The organism is Pseudomonas mediterranea CFBP 5447, from assembly GCF_000774145.1.
In the GTDB taxonomy this organism is placed as follows: Bacteria; Pseudomonadota; Gammaproteobacteria; order Pseudomonadales; family Pseudomonadaceae; genus Aquipseudomonas; species Aquipseudomonas mediterranea.
In genome coordinates, this window is record NZ_KN322987.1 from 1,731,845 (window position 1) to 1,747,411 (window position 15,567).

Annotated in this window: 17 protein-coding genes; 6 read left to right on the top strand and 11 right to left on the bottom strand. The window is 60.7% G+C overall.

All coding sequences use genetic code 11. The features are described from left to right. Positions 1 to 85: 85 nt before the first annotated feature. From N005_RS27550 to N005_RS27560, 3 genes are all read right to left on the bottom strand, one after another. The gene (locus N005_RS27550) at positions 86 to 1,615 is read right to left on the bottom strand and encodes a SulP family inorganic anion transporter (protein ID WP_047704033.1); all 1,530 of its coding nucleotides are present in this window, start codon (positions 1,613 to 1,615) and stop codon (positions 86 to 88) included. 92 nt (positions 1,616 to 1,707) lie between these two features. Beyond that, positions 1,708 to 2,439 carry a carbonic anhydrase gene (locus N005_RS27555; protein ID WP_047704034.1) on the bottom strand — a complete coding sequence of 244 codons (732 nt, stop codon included), beginning with the start codon at positions 2,437 to 2,439 and terminating at the stop codon, positions 1,708 to 1,710. Positions 2,440 to 2,633: 194 nt separating this feature from the next. Continuing rightward, positions 2,634 to 3,692: a PA0069 family radical SAM protein gene (locus N005_RS27560; protein ID WP_047704035.1), complete on the bottom strand. Its 1,059-nt coding sequence runs from the start codon at positions 3,690 to 3,692 to the stop codon at positions 2,634 to 2,636. Between the two features lie 197 nt (positions 3,693 to 3,889). On the opposite strand from N005_RS27560, the gene N005_RS27565 reads away from it, so the two are divergent. Then, positions 3,890 to 4,570, top strand: coding sequence for a phosphatase domain-containing protein (locus N005_RS27565; RefSeq protein WP_047704036.1), 681 nt, complete (start codon positions 3,890 to 3,892; stop codon positions 4,568 to 4,570). Here N005_RS27565 and N005_RS27570 read toward each other — a convergent pair. The 3 genes from N005_RS27570 to prlC all read right to left on the bottom strand — a co-directional run bounded on the left by N005_RS27570 (position 4,551) and on the right by prlC (position 8,992). Further along, positions 4,551 to 6,548 (bottom strand): M3 family metallopeptidase, encoded by a 1,998-nt coding sequence (locus N005_RS27570; RefSeq protein ID WP_047704037.1) that lies wholly within the window; start codon positions 6,546 to 6,548, stop codon positions 4,551 to 4,553. The genes N005_RS27565 and N005_RS27570 overlap by 20 nt on opposite strands. A gap of 117 nt (positions 6,549 to 6,665) precedes the next feature. Beyond that, positions 6,666 to 6,944 carry a YheV family putative zinc ribbon protein gene (locus N005_RS27575; RefSeq protein ID WP_024778466.1) on the bottom strand — a complete coding sequence of 93 codons (279 nt, stop codon included), beginning with the start codon at positions 6,942 to 6,944 and terminating at the stop codon, positions 6,666 to 6,668. After that, positions 6,941 to 8,992, bottom strand: coding sequence for an oligopeptidase A (gene prlC / locus N005_RS27580; protein WP_047704199.1), 2,052 nt, complete (start codon positions 8,990 to 8,992; stop codon positions 6,941 to 6,943). Before prlC ends, N005_RS27575 begins: the two co-directional genes overlap by 4 nt. A gap of 99 nt (positions 8,993 to 9,091) precedes the next feature. On the opposite strand from prlC, the gene N005_RS27585 reads away from it, so the two are divergent. Further along, a complete protein-coding gene (locus N005_RS27585; protein ID WP_047704038.1) occupies positions 9,092 to 9,637 on the top strand; it encodes a gamma carbonic anhydrase family protein in 546 nt (181 codons plus the stop codon). Positions 9,638 to 9,794: 157 nt separating this feature from the next. Beyond that, complete coding sequence (locus tag N005_RS27590) at positions 9,795 to 10,445, top strand: HAD family hydrolase (RefSeq protein ID WP_047704039.1); 651 nt, start codon at positions 9,795 to 9,797, stop codon at positions 10,443 to 10,445. A 122-nt stretch (positions 10,446 to 10,567) separates the two neighbouring features. On the opposite strand, the gene N005_RS27595 is transcribed toward N005_RS27590, so the two are convergent. Together N005_RS27595 and N005_RS27600 are read right to left on the bottom strand one after the other, a co-directional pair. Beyond that, positions 10,568 to 11,026: an REP-associated tyrosine transposase gene (locus N005_RS27595; protein WP_047704040.1), complete on the bottom strand. Its 459-nt coding sequence runs from the start codon at positions 11,024 to 11,026 to the stop codon at positions 10,568 to 10,570. 121 nt (positions 11,027 to 11,147) lie between these two features. After that, complete coding sequence (locus tag N005_RS27600) at positions 11,148 to 12,224, bottom strand: aminopeptidase (protein ID WP_047704041.1); 1,077 nt, start codon at positions 12,222 to 12,224, stop codon at positions 11,148 to 11,150. Between the two features lie 60 nt (positions 12,225 to 12,284). On the opposite strand from N005_RS27600, the gene N005_RS27605 reads away from it, so the two are divergent. Both N005_RS27605 and N005_RS27610 read left to right on the top strand, forming a co-directional pair. Further along, on the top strand, positions 12,285 to 12,698 hold the full coding sequence (locus N005_RS27605; protein ID WP_047704042.1) for a PA0061/PA0062 family lipoprotein: 414 nt from the start codon (positions 12,285 to 12,287) through the stop codon (positions 12,696 to 12,698). Positions 12,699 to 12,737: 39 nt separating this feature from the next. Further along, a complete protein-coding gene (locus N005_RS27610; RefSeq protein WP_047704043.1) occupies positions 12,738 to 13,163 on the top strand; it encodes a PA0061/PA0062 family lipoprotein in 426 nt (141 codons plus the stop codon). Here the strand turns inward: N005_RS27610 and N005_RS27615 are convergent. After that, the gene (locus tag N005_RS27615; RefSeq protein WP_047704044.1) at positions 13,160 to 13,393 is read right to left on the bottom strand and encodes a DUF1161 domain-containing protein; all 234 of its coding nucleotides are present in this window, start codon (positions 13,391 to 13,393) and stop codon (positions 13,160 to 13,162) included. The genes N005_RS27610 and N005_RS27615 overlap by 4 nt on opposite strands. Positions 13,394 to 13,522: 129 nt before the next feature. Beyond that, positions 13,523 to 13,954: an OsmC family protein gene (locus tag N005_RS27620; RefSeq protein WP_047704045.1), complete on the bottom strand. Its 432-nt coding sequence runs from the start codon at positions 13,952 to 13,954 to the stop codon at positions 13,523 to 13,525. A 231-nt stretch (positions 13,955 to 14,185) separates the two neighbouring features. On the opposite strand from N005_RS27620, the gene N005_RS27625 reads away from it, so the two are divergent. Then, the gene (locus tag N005_RS27625; protein WP_047704046.1) at positions 14,186 to 15,187 is read left to right on the top strand and encodes an LLM class flavin-dependent oxidoreductase; all 1,002 of its coding nucleotides are present in this window, start codon (positions 14,186 to 14,188) and stop codon (positions 15,185 to 15,187) included. 137 nt (positions 15,188 to 15,324) lie between these two features. On the opposite strand, the gene N005_RS27630 is transcribed toward N005_RS27625, so the two are convergent. Next, on the bottom strand, positions 15,325 to 15,549 hold the full coding sequence (locus N005_RS27630) for a DUF1161 domain-containing protein (RefSeq protein ID WP_047704047.1): 225 nt from the start codon (positions 15,547 to 15,549) through the stop codon (positions 15,325 to 15,327). Between the last annotated feature and the right edge of the window lie 18 nt (positions 15,550 to 15,567).

The following is a 15,567-nucleotide window of genomic DNA, read 5'->3' on the forward strand; positions in this document are numbered from 1 at the left end:
CGCGATAGCGGTCTATCAGCTGACAAAAATGTTGGCTGATACACCGCCTTCGCGAGCAGGCTCGCTCCCACATCAATCGGGGATATCAGGCAGAGGCTGCGCCAATCCCGGCGGTTGTCCGCAACCGTCCCTCCAACCGGCGCTTGAGCCCGCGGGATTCGATCAGCAGCTTCGATCCCTTGCTGGCGTTTGCCCGGCCCCACTCTTCCAACAACTCCAGGCACGAGTGGTCGATGTAGCTCAGGTTGTTGAGCGGCACATGCACCGTCACGCCCTGGGGGATGGTGCCCAGCACCTGGGTCAGCGCCGGCACCTTGAGGAAGGTCGCCGCACCGACCAGGCGCAGCTCCATCTCACCTTCCTGGGGAAGATCGACCAGGCTGATCTTCAGTCGCGAGGCTTTCCAGGCCAGTTTTGCCAGGGTCAGGCCGAAGCCGATCAGCACGCCGGTCAACAGGTCGGTGAAGATGATCGCCAACGCCGTCGCGGCATAGGTGAACATCGGCATCCGGCCATAACGGCCCAGGCCACGAAACGCCTTGAGGTCCACCAGTTTGAAGCCGGTATAGACCAGCACGCCCGCCAGACTCGCCACCGGAATGCTTTGCAGCACACTGGACAGCAGCAGGACAAAGAGCAGCAACCACAGGCCATGGAAAATCGTCGACATCCGCGTAGTGGCGCCGGCTTGGACGTTGGCCGAGCTGCGTACGATCACCCCGGTCATCGGCAAGGCACCGAGCAGGCCGCAGAGCATGTTGCCGATGCCTTGGGCGGACAGTTCGCGGTCGAAGTCCGCCCGCTCGCCGCTGTGCATGCGGTCCACGGCGGCCGCCGACAGCAGGGTTTCGGCGCTGGCGATGAACGCGACCGTCAAGGCGGCGACCAGCAACATGGGATCAGCCAGGTTCATCAGGTCTGCGGGGCGCAGCCAATCGATGGCTTCGGCGAGGTTGTCCGGCACTTCGACACGCTTGACCTGCAGGGCCAGCACGAGGCTGGCAACGGTGGCCAGGCCTACGCCGAGCAAGGCGCCGGGTATGAAGCGCAGACCATGAGGGCGAAACTTTTCCCACAGCCACATCACTGCAATCGTCGACAGGCCCAGCAGGCCGGCCTGCCAGCCGAACGACGGCAAGGCCTGGGCGACTGCGCCGGGGAACGCCGTCAGGTTATCCAGCCCCGACGGCTTGGGCGCCGCATCGAGCATCACATGAACCTGGGACAGCACGATCAATACGCCGATACCCGCCAGCATCCCATAGACCACAGCAGGTGCGGTGACCCGGAACCAGCAGCCCAGGCGAAAACGCCCGGCCAGCAATTGCAGGAACCCGGCCAGCAACAGGATCGGCCCGAGCATGCCTACGCCATGTTGGCGCACCAGTTCGAAAACCAGTACCGCCAACCCGGCGGCCGGACCGCTGACTTGCAACTTCGAGCCGGCGAAAAAGCCCACGATCAGGCCACCGACGATACCGGTGATCAGGCCCTTGGCGGGCGGCAGGCCGGACGCAATGGCGATGCCCATACACAAGGGCAGCGCCACCAGAAACACAACCACCGAAGCCAGCAGCTCCCGTGGCAGAACAGCTTTCAATTGAGCAGCACGCATGGTGACTCTCCCGAAGATTCTTCAGGCATGGCAAGGCCCGCCCGCTCGAAGAGCAGGAAGGCTTGACCACGCAAGGATTTATTTAGGAGCGATTAGAAGCGCGCTTTGGGCGTCGCGACCGGGATCGGATGGCTGCCATCGAGCGGCAGGAAACGACCCTGATCCGCATCGAAGGCTTTGATCTCGCTGGTCTCGATGTTGTACACCCAGCCATGGATGAACAACTGGCCGCTGGCCATGCGCGAGGCCACCGAAGGGTGCGTTCGCAGATGCTGCAACTGCGCGATCACGTTTTCTTCGGTGAGGACGGGCATGGTCTGTTTTTCGTCGCCGCATGGGCAGTTGTCGTGGACCATGGTCTTGGCCACTTCGGCGTGGCGCAGCCAGGCCTTGACCGTGGGCATTCTTTCCAGGGTTTCGGGATTGAGCACCGCACGCATGGCGCCGCAATCGGAATGGCCACACACAATGATGTGCTGCACCCCCAGGGCCAGCACGGCATATTCGATGGCGGTGGAGACGCCGCCGTTCATTTGTCCATAAGGCGGAACGACGTTGCCGACGTTGCGGGTCACGAACAAGTCGCCTGGGGAGCTGTGGGTGATCAGCTCGGGCACGATGCGCGAATCGGCGCAGGTGATGAACATCGCCCGGGGCGATTGGGCGGTGGCGAGTTTCTTGAAGAGTTCTTCCTGCTGCGGGAAGACTTCGTGATGGAAATGCAAAAAGCCGTCAACAATATGCTGCAGCGCTGCATCGGCGCTTTCCGCCTCGGGTTGGGCTGAAGCCGACGCAGCCAACGGCTGTTTATCCTTGTCACTCATGATTCATCCTCATAACGCCAGTGGCTGGTTAAAAAACGTCCAGGTCGAAGGGTTCGACCCGTCAGTCACTCGATGAACAAGGTAGCGATCGAAACTTAACTCAAACTGAATCGAAGGCTCTAGGACAATGATTTCGGGCATGACCTAAAGTGCAGGTGCCTTCCTGTCCGGCCTGTGTTGCCGGGCAACTTCAGTCAAATCAACGACATCTGCCGGCCCGGCGGACAAAAGGCCTCGCAGTCGAGATTGTAACCTTCGCGCCGGTCGAGACCCAAGCGCTTGATCGCCTTGGCGAAGCGCTGGGCCAGCAGGTCGGCAAAGGGGCCTTCGCCGCGCATGCGTTTGCCGAACTGGCTGTCGTACAGCTCGCCGCCACGGCTCTGGCGGACCAGGCTCAACACATGGGCGGCGCGCTGCGGGTAATGGGCCTGCAACCATTCCTCGAACAGCGGCGCGACCTCCAGCGGCAAACGCAGCATGATGTAAGAGGCACTCTGGGCACCGGCGGCATGGGCTTCGTTCAGCAGGCTTTCGATTTCGCTGTCGTTGATCATCGGAATCATCGGCGCACACAACACCCCCACGGGAATGCCTGCCTCCCGCATCACCCGGATCGCTCGCAGTCGCGCCTTGGGCGCCGCCGCTCGGGGTTCGAGGATGCGCTTGAGCTCATCGTCCAGGGTGGTGAGGCTGATCATCACTGCCACCAGTCGCTGCCGGGCCAGCTCGGTGAGCAGGTCCAGGTCCCGCAGGATCAGCGAGCCCTTGGTCACGATGGTTACCGGATGACGATAGCGCAGCAGTACCTCCAGGATCCGGCGGGTGATGCGCTGTTCGCGCTCGATGGGTTGGTAAGGATCGGTATTGGAGCCCAGGTTGATCGGCGCGCATTGATAGCCGCGCTTGGAGAGCTGCTCCTCCAGCACGTCGGCGGCGTTGCTCTTGGCAATCAGCCTGGTTTCGAAATCCAGCCCCGGCGACATGTCCCAATACGCATGGCTGGGCCTTGCATAGCAGTAGATACAGCCGTGTTCACAGCCCCGGTAAGGATTGATCGAGCGATCGAAAGGGATATCCGGCGAGGTGTTGCGAGTGATGATGGTCTTCGCCGTTTCGAAGCGCACTTCGGTGCCTTGGGTCAGGGGGACTTCCTGGTACCAGCCGTCATCCTCGACCACCGAACGACTTGGGGCGAAGCGGTTGTGCGGGTTGGCAGCGGTGCCACGGCCGCGAGGCGGAAGGGTGACTGACATGGGGAATACTCCGATGCTGTATGTGCATACAGTATCGCCTGTCTTCGGATTGGACCAGTGCCATTCAGCGCCTGAGCGAAGGTTGGCCCATTGGCGGATCGCAATTCACAACACTTTGACGTCCTTGTTACAGGTTTTTTACCGGGACGGGCCGAAACTGCTCCACCTCGAATTCCCTTGTTTCCGGTCATCCGTGCATGTTCAAGCTCCGCTCCCGTTCTCTGTGTTGCCTGGCTTTGCTGATGGGGCTGGCGGGGTCCTACGCCCAGGCCGCTGATGTCGTACAGACGAGGCCCGCCGAGTGGGCGCAGCCGGTGGAAAAGGATTACAACCTCTACCAGATGTCACCCACTCTCTACCGCAGCTCCCTGCCGGATGGTGGAGCCCTGCCCCTGCTGACGAAGCTCAGGATCGGCACGGTCATTACGTTCCTGCCGGAATCGGATGCGCGCTGGCTCTCCACCCCCGGCATCGAGCAGGTACGCTTGCCTTATCGCACCAATCATGTCGACGACAGCGACATCCTCCGGGCCTTGCGTGCCGTCCAGGCCGCCGAAGCCAAGGGGCCCGTGCTGATGCACTGCAAACACGGTTCTGATCGCACCGGGCTGGTGGCGGCGATGTACAGGGTGGTGGTTCAGGGCTGGAGCAAAGAGGACGCGCTGAACGAAATGACCGAAGGCGGTTTCGGTGACAGCCATCACTTCAAGGATGGGGTTCGTTACATGATGCAGGCCGATGTGGACAAACTCCGCCTTGCTTTGGCGAACGGCGAATGCAGCACCAGCGTGTTCGCCCTCTGTTCCTTGAAGAGCTGGGTCAATTCGACCACCACAGCCCATCACCTCGAGCCGCAGCTCACCCCACCCGAGCGCTGATCGGTGGTGCGCCCGAGAAGGCCGCGATGGAGACGGACAATGGTCGTGAGTCTCCCGGCGCGAACACGGTTTCACGCAACGCACGACCGGTTGCCGGGTTGAACAAGCCGTCGCGTTTGAATCGCTGGAACACGGTTACCGCCAACTCCTTCGACCAGACGTAGGCGTAGAGCGTCGCCCCATAGCCGGTCACCAGGTAGTCCAGGCCATTGGGCCAGCGCTCGTTCGCCGACACAGGCAGGTGCCCCACTTGTACGCTGGCCTGGTCGAATACCTGTTGGACGGTCCGCCCGTCGCCGCGGGTGCGGTGTAACTCCAAGTCGAATAATGCGCTGCGCAACAGCGTCGCGGTTTCCCAACTGGTCTGGGTTCGGGCAAAGACCAACAGTTGGGCGGCGATCTCGTCAGGCATCTTTTCTCCGGTCTGGTAGTGCTTCGACATCCGCACCAGGCATTCCTTGGAGAAGCACCATTGTTCGAGCAGGATCCCGGCGAATTCGGCGGCATCGTGCGACAGGCCGTTAATGCCCGACAGGTCGCGATAGTCGGCGCGAGTCAGGACATGCTGCAGGCAATGACCGAACTCATGGAAAAGGATCCGCAGTTGCAGGTGATCGAGCAGGACCGGGTCTGGTCCCTCGCTGCGCGGCAGCCAGGCATGCAGCGTTGCGATGGGATGCCGAGGGCGTCCCTCGGCGGTGATATGGCGGTTTCGCAGGGTGGTGGTATTGGGGAAACCGTCTCGGTTTTCATCCGAGAACGGATCGAAGTAAATGTAGCCAATGACTGCGCCCCACTCGCTGACTTCGAACAGCCGCACGTCCGGGTGCCAGGTCGCCATATCCTGGCGCTCGACGAATTCGACGCCGAACAACTCCGTCGCCATTCGCAATAGCTGGGCGAACGTCGGTTCCAAGGCAAACCAGACACTCAGGGCTTCCCTGGAAATGCCAGCCGCCTGCTGGCGCAGTTGATTCACCAGGTAGGGATAATCCCAGGGTTGGAGGTCGCTGAAACCTTGCTGCGCGGCAAAGGCCTTGAGCTGCTCGGCGTCCTGCTCGAAGTGGCGCTGCTGTCGTTCGAGCTGTGCCCGCAGGAATGTCATGACTTCTTCGGTGGAGGCTGCCTGCTCTGGCTCGATCGCCAGTTGGGCAAAGTCCGAATAGCCCAGGGAGGTGGCGTACAGATGACGGTCATCGAGCAATTGCCTGAGTATGTCGGTGTTGTCGAACTGGCCTGCTTGTGGGCCCTGATCCGATGCGCGGGTGCTGTAGGCCTCGTACACCTGCTGGCGCAGGAGACGGTCGTCGGCGTTGTGCGTAACGATGCCAAACGTCTCATCACTGAGTGTCAGCAACCATCCCGTGCGACCGGCTTCCCGCGCTTGGCGGGCCATCTGTCGCTTGAAGCGCAACGGCAGGCCGCTCAGTCGGGTTTCATCGTCGAACGTCATGCGCCAGGCCTGGTTGGCCATCTGCAGGTTCTCCAGGAATAACCCCTGGAGCTCCTTGATGCGCAGCTTCAACAGGCCCAGGCCCGTCGGCATGTTCTGGTGGAACTGGCGCAGGATCTTCTCCAGGACCCGTGTGCGGTTCGGCGCGAAATGCCTGGCGATCTGGCTGTCCGCCAAGCGCTGATAGAGTTCGAACAGCGTGGGGTGTTGTTTCAGTGAGGCCTGGAAATCATGCAACCGCTCACTGCAATCCAGGGAGGCCCGCGCCCAGGCATCCCCTGTCCTGGTCGTGGTCAGAAGGTGCAACAGGTAACCGAAGCCTTCCAATCGTGTGTGGATTTCATCCATGGCCAACACGAGATCGTCCCAGGTGGGAAAGGGCGTCTGGATCTGGATGATGTGGGCCACCTGCTCGCGGCTTTCGGCAATCAGCCGGTCGAGGGCGGGTAGGAAATGTTCGGCTTGAATCTGCGAAAAAGGCGGCAGGTCATACGCCTGCAGTAGCGGATTATCGTCGTGGGGCATGGAGGGCCTTCCTGTCTGTCTGGGCTGGGTGACCAGTCTGGGCAGGAAGGTGTGAAGCCTGGCGGTATATATGTATCGCTCCCGGGCCGGACGGCCCGGAAGGTGATGCCAGAGATGTCAGTCGGTTTTTTTCTTCAACTTGGGGTTGGGAAAGAACTGCACCGCCTGGACCTTGGCGTCCGGGACTTTAAGCGCCGACGTATTGACCCGGGTGCCCAGTTCCTTGGGCACCGACAGGCCTTGTTCGTTGAGCGTGTCGGAATAACCGCAGGCGACGCACTCGCGATGGGGCACGCCGTCTTCGTTCCACATCATCAACTTGTCCGGCTCGCTGCACGCCGGGCAGACCGCCCCGGCGATAAAGCGTTTTTTCGTGATCACAGGCCCCTCGCTCATGCTGCCGCGTCCTCGCTCAGGCCGCTATGGCGCAAGAGTGCGTCAATCGACGGCTCACGGCCACGGAAGTCGACGAACAGCACCATCGGTTCCTGGGAACCGCCACGGGCCAGGATCGCCTCGCGGAAAGCGCGACCGGTGTCGGCGTTGAGCACGCCGTCTTCCTCGAACTTCGAGAACGCGTCGGCCGACAGCACTTCCGCCCACTTATAGCTGTAGTAGCCCGCCGCGTAGCCGCCGGCGAAGATGTGGGCAAAGCTGTTGGGGAAGCGGTTGTAGGCCGGTGGACGCATGACCGATACCTCGTCGCGCACGCCTTCGAGCACTTGCAGCACATTGCGACCGTCGCCATGGGTGGCGTGCAGCTCGAAGTCGAACAGCGAGAATTCCAGCTGGCGGACCATCATCAGGCCAGACTGGAAGTTTTTCGCCGCGAGCATTTTTTCCAGCAGGTCCTGGGGCAGCGGTTCGCCGGTTTCGTAGTGGCCGGAAATCAGCGCCAGGCCTTCAGGCTCCCAGCACCAGTTCTCCATGAACTGGCTCGGCAGCTCCACGGCATCCCAGGCCACGCCGTTGATGCCGGATACGCCGGCGTGCTCGACGCGGGTCAGCAAGTGGTGCAGGCCGTGACCGAATTCGTGGAACAGCGTGGTGACTTCGTCGTGGGTCAGCAGGGCCGGTTTGCCACTGTCGGCGGGGGTGAAGTTGCACACCAGGTTGGCGACCGGGCTTTGCAGCACGCCATCGATGGTGCGACGACGGTCCCGGGCGCCATCCATCCAGGCACCACCACGCTTGTTGGCGCGGGCATAGAGATCGAAGAAGAAGCGTCCGACGTGCTGGCCGTTCTCCTTGATTTCGAACAGGCGTACGTCCGGGTGCCAGGCGTCGAAACCTTTCAGCTCGGTGATCTCGATGCCGTAGAGACGTTGCACGATGGCGAACAGACCGCTCAGCACCTTGTCGATCGGGAAGTAGGCGCGCAGGGCTTCCTGGGCGACGCTGTAGCGCTGCTGGCGCAGTTTTTCACCGTAGAAACCGCTGTCCCAGCTTTGCAGGTCGGGGCAGCCTTGCTCGGCGGCGAAGGCTTTCAGTTGTTCCAGGTCCTGGGCCGCGAACGGTTTGCTGCGCTTGGCCAGGTCACGGAGGAAGCTGAGGACTTGGTCGCTGGACTCGGCCATCTTGGTCGCCAGGCTCAACTCGGCGAAATTGGCGAAGCCCAGCAATTGGGCCAGTTCCTGGCGCAGGTCGAGGATCTGCTCCATCACCGGGCCGTTATCGTTCTGACCGGCATTCGGGCCTTGGTCCGAGGCGCGGGTGCAGTAGGCCGCGTAGACTTCTTCACGCAAGGCGCGGTCTTCGGCGTAGGTCATCACCGCGTAGTAGCTGGGAAATTCCAGGTTGATCAGCCAGCCGTCCAGCTCCTTGGCCTGGGCGGCCGCGGCCATTTGCGCCTTGGCGGAATCGGTCAGGCCGGCGAGGGCGGCTTCATCGGTGACGTGCTTGGTCCAGGCCTGGGTGGCGTCCAGCAGTTGGTTGGAGAAGCGGCTGCCCAGCTCGGACAACTTGCTTTGCACCTCGGCATAGCGTTTCTGCTGCTCCGGCGGCAGGTCGATACCCGACAGATGGAAGTCCCGCAGGGAGTGTTCCAGGATGGTTTTCTGGGCCACGTCGAAACCGGCGGCTTCAGGGCTGCTCGCCAGGGCTTCGAAGGCCTGGAACAGTTCACGGTTCTGGCCCAACTCGGTGGAGTAGGCGCTCAGGGCTGGCAGGCAGGCTTCATAGGCTTCACGCAGTTCAGGGCTGTTGCGCACCGCGTTCAAGTGGCTCACCGGGCTCCAGGCGGCGCCCAGGCGATCGTTGAGCTCGTCCATCGCCAGCACCAGGCCGGCCCAGGTCGGCTGTTGCCCTTGGGTCTTGAGGATCTGCGCGATGGCGGCACGGTTGTCAGCCAGGATCTGCTCGATGGCCGGTTGCACGTGCTCGGCACGGATCGCCGAGAATGGCGGCAGGTCATAGGGCTGTAAAAGAGGGTTGTTCACGCTCACGGTTGGCACCTTGGCTGGAAGAAACATCGGCCCATCTTAATTACAATCGACCTTCACCGCAGCTAGCAGCGACTATCAGTAGAAAAGAGAGAGCCTATCGTGACCCTTCGCACGTACCAGAATCACACCCCACGGCTTGCCCGAGGCGCTTTCGTCGACAGCACCGCGGTGGTGATCGGCGACGTTGAAATCGGCGAAGACAGCTCCGTGTGGCCGCTGACGGTCATTCGCGGCGACATGCACCGCATCCGCATCGGCGCCCGTACCAGCGTCCAGGACGGCTGCGTGCTGCACATCACCCACGCCGGCCCTTTCAATCCCGATGGCTTCCCGTTGCTGATCGGCGACGACGTGACCATCGCCCATAAAGTCATGCTCCATGGCTGCGCTGTAGGCAGCCGGGTGCTGATCGGCATGGGCAGCATCGTCATGGACGGCGCGGTGGTCGAAGATGATGTGATCATTGGCGCTGGCAGCCTCGTGCCGCCGGGCAAACACCTCGAGAGTGGCTTCCTGTACGTGGGCAGTCCGGTGAAGCAAGCCCGGCCGCTGACCGACAAGGAGCGCGCCTTCTTCACGTACAGCGCGGCGAACTACGTGAAGCTCAAGGATTTGCATCTGGCCGAAGGTTACGACCAGCCCTGAATGCCATGGCCTGCTTGAGTCACCGTGGCGAGGGAGCTTGCTCCCGTCGGGCTGCGAAGCGGCCCCTGGCTTTTTGCGGTTGCTGCGCAACCGAGCGGGAGCAAGCTCCCTCGCCACGATAATATGGACGGCATTGCACCGTTACCCAGGAGCTTGCATGCACTACCAGACCGTACTGTTCGACCTCGACGGTACCCTCACCGACCCACGTGAAGGCATCACCCGTTCGATCCAGTTCGCCCTCAGCCAACTGGGTATCGACGAGCCCGACCTGACTCGCCTCGAACATTTCATCGGCCCGCCGCTGTTGCAGGCCTTCATGCAGTTCTATGGCTTCGACGAAGCGAAGGCCTGGGAGGCGGTGAATTTCTACCGCGAGCGCTTCAAGGTCACCGGCCTGTACGAAAACCGTGTGTTCGACGGGGTGATGCCGCTGCTGGAAACCCTGGGCGGCCAGGGCCGGCAGTTGTTCATCGCCACTTCCAAGCCCTGGGTCTTCGCCCGGGAAATCGCTCGTCACTTTGATTTCGCGCGGCATTTCAAGGTGATCTACGGCAGCGAGTTGGACGGCACACGCACCGACAAAGTCGAGTTGATCGCTCACCTGCTCGTCGAAGAAAGCCTCGACCCGGCTAACACCCTGATGATCGGTGACCGTAAACATGACCTGATCGGCGCCCGCATCAATGGTCTGGATGCGGCGGCGGTGGGGTATGGGTTTGGCAGTCGCGAGGAACTCATGGCTGAGAGTCCGGCGTATCACTTCCAGACGGTGGATGAGCTGCATCAGGCGTTTTTGCGGCGGTAGTTCGATAGTCGTCGCGGGCAAGCCTTGCTCCCACAGAACCTACAATACCCTCATGTTGGATGGGTTCTGTGGGAGCAAGGCTTGCCCGCGATGAGGCCGGCATGAGCACCGCATAAGCCGACTCAGATCCATGCTGCGTCCCACAACGGATAATCCCCTATCCGCTTAACCAATCCCGCTCGCAAAGGGTTTGCCACGATATAACGCGCGACGGCTTGCAAATCCTCTTCCTTACGAATGGCCCGGTCGTGGAAACCTTCTTGCCAAAGTGGTCCCTGACGCTGCATCTGTCGATTGAAGGCTACGGTGGTCCGGGACTTTGTGCGCGCAATCAATTTCGAAAGCCCTATATCCTGCAATTCAATCAGCCAATGAAAATGGTCCGGCATGACAACCCAGGCCAGAGAGCGGGCGAATTGTTCTTGCTGAGCTTTTCGAAAGGCGTCCACTACCAAACGTCCTGTTTCGAAGCGATTGAAAACCGGGTCGCGGCGGAGAGCTATTACCGTCAATAGATAAATTTGTCCGGATTGCGAATAGCGCCCGAAACGCAATCGATTGGAATGTGGCTGGGTTTTCAATGGGGGGATCCTCCTTGATCTGTCTTTTTCCCAAGGCTAGACAGCAGAAGCGGATCTGATCTGAAAAGTTGGAGCAGGATGTGTCTGGACGGGCCTCATCGCGGGCTCAATCACTGTGTATCTATGATCCTGCCAACGTCTTCAACGCCGCCTTACGCTCATCCGTAGGCAGCTTGCCGAGCTTTTCCACCGCGGCATAAAACGCCACCCAGTCGCCCGACGCCTGCCGGAACAACGCCGCAAACGCCGGCACCCACTGGTCATACAGCCCGAACGGCAGCAGCCGTGCATTGTTCAGCGGCGCATAGACCCAGGCGTCGTAGCGTTTGTCGCCGGCCCACTGGCTGTCACGTATCCGCGCATATTCGGCGCGCAGCTGTTCGAACGCCTGGGCCTTTTGCTGGCGCATCTGTTCGGCTGGCAGGGGCTGGGCGTATAGCCTTTCCAGTCGTTGACGGGTGTCGAGGATCAATTGGATGAACTGGTCGCGCTGAAGTAGCTGCTTGCCATCATCCGGTGCCAGCCCGCGGCTGGCGCGCCATTGCCGGGTGCCTTCCTGTTCGACGAAGGTGGCGAAGGATTCGTTGAACTCGGTGTCGTCCTGTACGTAGAAGCGCTGGTGTGCCAGTTCATGAAAAATCAGCGTGGCCAGGCGTTCGTCGCCCCAGTGCATCATCGAGCTCAGGATCGGATCGTTGAACCAGCCCAGGGTTGAATAAGCCTCTACTCCGCCAATCGACACGTCCATGCCACGTAAACGTTGCAAGGCCGCTTCGCCACGGGCGGCACTCTGGCTGTAGAAGCCGCGATACGCCACGCAACCGGCGATGGGAAAGCAGTGGTTTTGTGGGGCCAGAGAAAACTCCTGCGTGGCAAAGACATTCCAGACTACATAAGGCCGGCCAATGTCCGCATACAGCCGGTAACTTTTGTTGTCCGGCAGATGCAGATGAGAGCTGGCGAAGCTTCGTGCTTCACGGGCCTGGGCCAAGTGCTGCCGCAAGCGGGCGTCGCGGGTGGGGTCGGCAATCACTTGGTCGACAGGCTCCCTGGCCTGTAACAGTCGCATCTGTCCGCTGACGAGCTGGCTGTAGTAACCGACATTGGAACAACCGTTGAGTAACAAAAGCAGGAGGCCCGGAAACAAAGTCCTGAAAACACGGTCGAGTAACCGATGGTTGGAACGCGGCCTGATCAATTGGAATCACCCTGGGAAAAGTCTGAACACAAGACTATCCCGCCTGCCCGGAGCTTCGCTATGCGCATGTTGATGCTGACGAGTGGCCTGTTGCTGCTGACCGGTTGTGCCAGCTTGCCCGACCCTGATCCTTCGCAAGCGTGGATCGATCTTGGCAACCATGAGGATACGGCGCTGCAAGCGCTGGAAGTCGATGACAAGATGTCCGTGGACAAGCGTTATTTCGAAGTGCAGCCCGGCGCCCATGAGCTGACCGTGCGTTATCAGTTCGCCGTCGAGCCCGGAAACATAGGCCCGGATGCCGAGCCGTTGTGGCGGGATTGCCGGTTGAATGTGAAATTCAAGGACTTCAACGCAGGCCAGCGTTACCAGTTGCAGGCCGGCAGCATCGGTTTCCGGCCGTGGGCCAAGCTTTATGACCAGCAGCGCAAGGTCGTGGGCCAAGGTACGCCGGCGGGCTGCCAGCAGAGTTGATCGGCGCTATGCTCAATGCCCGACTTCAGGAAATCCATCATGCGCTTTCATATCCTGTTACTGGCTCTTGTCTCGTTGAGCGGTTGTGCATCAAGTCCGCTTCCTCCGGTCGATCCGGACATGGCCTGGGTCGATTTTGCGACCCCGATGCCGGGCGGCAAAATGCTCATGGCCGAGGGCCTGGATGGGCAACGTCTGCGGGATGGGCGGTTCTTCCAGGTTTCGCCGGGCAGCCATGAGCTGAAAGTGCGCTTCGACTTCGAGGTCATGAGTGGGGGCGGGTTGGGCATGCAGGCCGAACCGCAGGAACGGTTGTGCTACATGATCGTGCGTTACGATCATTTCGAGGCCGGCCAGCGTTATCGTCTGGAAGCCCGGAACCTGGCGTTTACCCCAAGCGCCCGGCTCTATAATGCCAAGCGAGAGATTGTCGCCGAGGAGCGACAGGTCAACTGCGTTCCTTAATTGTCGTTCCTCTGGTAGATGATTTTCTTCGTTCCGCCTTCGCAGGTGCCGACCACCATGTTCTGATCGTGGACATCTTCGTTTGTGACGATTTCCAAGGTGTAGGACGACACCTTGTTCGCCTGGATCTTCGCCTCGATTTCCGCTTTCAGTTCTTCGCAGGATTTTGGCGCCGCCAGGGCTGAGGTGGTCAAGGCGCAACCGATGATGACCAGGGCAAACCGTTTCATGCTCGAACTCCTCGCTGCAGCACGTACCGCTTGTACGTTGAAACTGCCTACTGCATTCGACCACACATCGCTCAACGGGTAACAGGGAAAGATCGCAGCCTTCGGCGGCTGCGATCCTGATGCGAGGGGTCAGTTCACCAGCGTGGCATCCAGAGTGATCTTGGCGTTCAACACCTTGGAAACCGGGCAACCTTCCTTGGCCTTATTGCTCAGCTCTTCAAACTGCTGCTGGCTGGCGCCGGGAATCTTCGCCTTGAGAATCAGCTTCACCGCGGTGATGGCAAAGCCACCTTCGACCTGGTCGAGGGTCACTTCGGCATTGGTATCGATGCTGTCGGCCTTGAACCCGGCCTCTCCCAGGATCATCGAAAATGCCATGGAGAAACAGCCAGCATGGGCTGCGCCGATCAGCTCTTCGGGGTTGGTGCCGCGGCCGCCCTCGAAACGGGCCTTGAAACCATAAGGTGCTTCACGCAGCACGCCGGTTTCCGTGGAGATGGAGCCAATGCCGGTTTTCAGGTCACCTTCCCAGTGAGCCGATGCTTTCTTAATGATAGCCATGTCTGCCTCCTCAAGATCCGGCGCGCGGGTTGCGCCGGGTGTTTTTTAACTGCCAGGCTTGTGAGGATAGACCGCCTGACAAAGTTCACTTCATCGATTAGTCGACTAATTTAGTAGGAAAATTCACTGCAGCTATTGAAACTCGGGTATATGCCCACATTGCAGGGAACACACCTACAGAAAACGGCAGGCTTTTGCCCGTAGGAAAAGCCCCGTTGGAGACGCCGGCCCATGAAACAGCTGTCCGAAGTTAAATTCTCAACCCTCGACCTCGTGCCTGTCCGCGAGGATGGCAATGCCGCCCGCTCCTTGCGTAACTCGCTGGATCTGGCGCAGCACGTGGAAAAATTCGGCTACACCCGTTTCTGGGTGGCTGAACACCACAATATGGATGGCATCGCCAGCTCCGCGACGGCGGTGCTGCTGAGTTATCTGGCCGGTGGTACTTCGACCATTCGTGTCGGCTCTGGCGGGGTGATGTTGCCCAACCATGCACCGCTGATCATCGCCGAGCAGTTCGGCACCCTGGAAAGCCTCTTCCCGGGTCGGATCGATCTGGGGCTGGGTCGTGCCCCCGGCTCCGATCAGATGACCGCCAGGGCCCTGCGTCGTGAGCGTTCCGGTAGCGCGGACGATTTCCCCGACGACGTGGCCGAGCTGATGCGCTATCTCGGCCCGCGCACCCCCGATCAACGCATCATCGCCATGCCCGGCACCGGGACCAACGTGCCGGTGTGGTTGCTGGGCTCGAGCCTGTTCAGTGCGCAACTGGCCGGTGAGCGCGGTTTGCCCTACGCCTTCGCCTCCCATTTCGCACCGCGCTTTATGCATGAGGCGATTCGCATCTACCGCAACCACTTCAAACCGTCGGCGGTGCTCGACAAACCCTACGTGATGCTCGGCGTGCCGTTGGTGGCAGCGGATACCGATGAGCAGGCTGATTATCTGGCGACCTCGGTGTATCAGCGGATCCTCGCGCTGATGCGCGGCCAGAGCCTGGTCCAGCGTCCGCCCGTCGAAACCATGAACGGTCTTTGGCTACCCCATGAGAAAGAAGCGGTGGGCGATTTCCTTGGCCTGGCAATGGTCGGTGGCCCGCAGAAGATCCGCGCCCGCCTCGAGGTACTGATCGAGCAGACCCAGGCCGATGAGCTGATATTCACCAGCGACCTGTATGAGCATGCCGACCGTTTGCATTCATATGAATTGCTGGCGCAGGTCATGAAGGGCTGATCAACCAGCGCACGGTACTACTGTGGGTTGCTGAATGATTGTGGCGAGGGAGCTTGCTCCCGTTCGGTTGCGCAGCGACCGTAAAATCTTGGGGCTGCTGCGCAACCCAGCGGGGCAAGCTCCCTCGCCACAGTGGATCAGGACTTCTTGTAGAGGATTTCCTTCGCACCGCCCTCACAAGTACCGACGACTTTCGCATCACCCGCCGCACCTTTATCGACGATTTCCAGCGAATAGTTTTTTACCTGCTTGGCATCGAGCTTCGCTGCGATTTCGCTTTTCAGCTCCTCGCAGGGCTTACCAGCGGCAAACACGGAACCCGCAAGGCTCAGCAAACCCACAGCAACCATCAACTTTTTCATCGCTCGCACTCCTTGGTC

What these genes read in the sequence shown, in the direction of transcription:
- N005_RS27555 (WP_047704034.1), bottom strand. Translation starts at nt 2,439, where the DNA reads ATGAGTGACAAGGATAAACAGCCGTTGGCTGCGTCGGCTTCAGCCCAA.
- N005_RS27630 (WP_047704047.1), bottom strand. Translation starts at nt 15,549, where the DNA reads ATGAAAAAGTTGATGGTTGCTGTGGGTTTGCTGAGCCTTGCGGGTTCC.
- N005_RS27625 (WP_047704046.1), top strand. Translation starts at nt 14,186, where the DNA reads ATGAAACAGCTGTCCGAAGTTAAATTCTCAACCCTCGACCTCGTGCCT.
- N005_RS27565 (WP_047704036.1), top strand. Translation starts at nt 3,890, where the DNA reads ATGTTCAAGCTCCGCTCCCGTTCTCTGTGTTGCCTGGCTTTGCTGATG.
- N005_RS27590 (WP_047704039.1), top strand. Translation starts at nt 9,795, where the DNA reads ATGCACTACCAGACCGTACTGTTCGACCTCGACGGTACCCTCACCGAC.
- N005_RS27560 (WP_047704035.1), bottom strand. Translation starts at nt 3,692, where the DNA reads ATGTCAGTCACCCTTCCGCCTCGCGGCCGTGGCACCGCTGCCAACCCG.
- N005_RS27570 (WP_047704037.1), bottom strand. Translation starts at nt 6,548, where the DNA reads ATGCCCCACGACGATAATCCGCTACTGCAGGCGTATGACCTGCCGCCT.
- N005_RS27615 (WP_047704044.1), bottom strand. Translation starts at nt 13,393, where the DNA reads ATGAAACGGTTTGCCCTGGTCATCATCGGTTGCGCCTTGACCACCTCA.
- N005_RS27610 (WP_047704043.1), top strand. Translation starts at nt 12,738, where the DNA reads ATGCGCTTTCATATCCTGTTACTGGCTCTTGTCTCGTTGAGCGGTTGT.
- N005_RS27605 (WP_047704042.1), top strand. Translation starts at nt 12,285, where the DNA reads ATGCGCATGTTGATGCTGACGAGTGGCCTGTTGCTGCTGACCGGTTGT.
- N005_RS27620 (WP_047704045.1), bottom strand. Translation starts at nt 13,954, where the DNA reads ATGGCTATCATTAAGAAAGCATCGGCTCACTGGGAAGGTGACCTGAAA.
- N005_RS27550 (WP_047704033.1), bottom strand. Translation starts at nt 1,615, where the DNA reads ATGCGTGCTGCTCAATTGAAAGCTGTTCTGCCACGGGAGCTGCTGGCT.
- N005_RS27575 (WP_024778466.1), bottom strand. Translation starts at nt 6,944, where the DNA reads ATGAGCGAGGGGCCTGTGATCACGAAAAAACGCTTTATCGCCGGGGCG.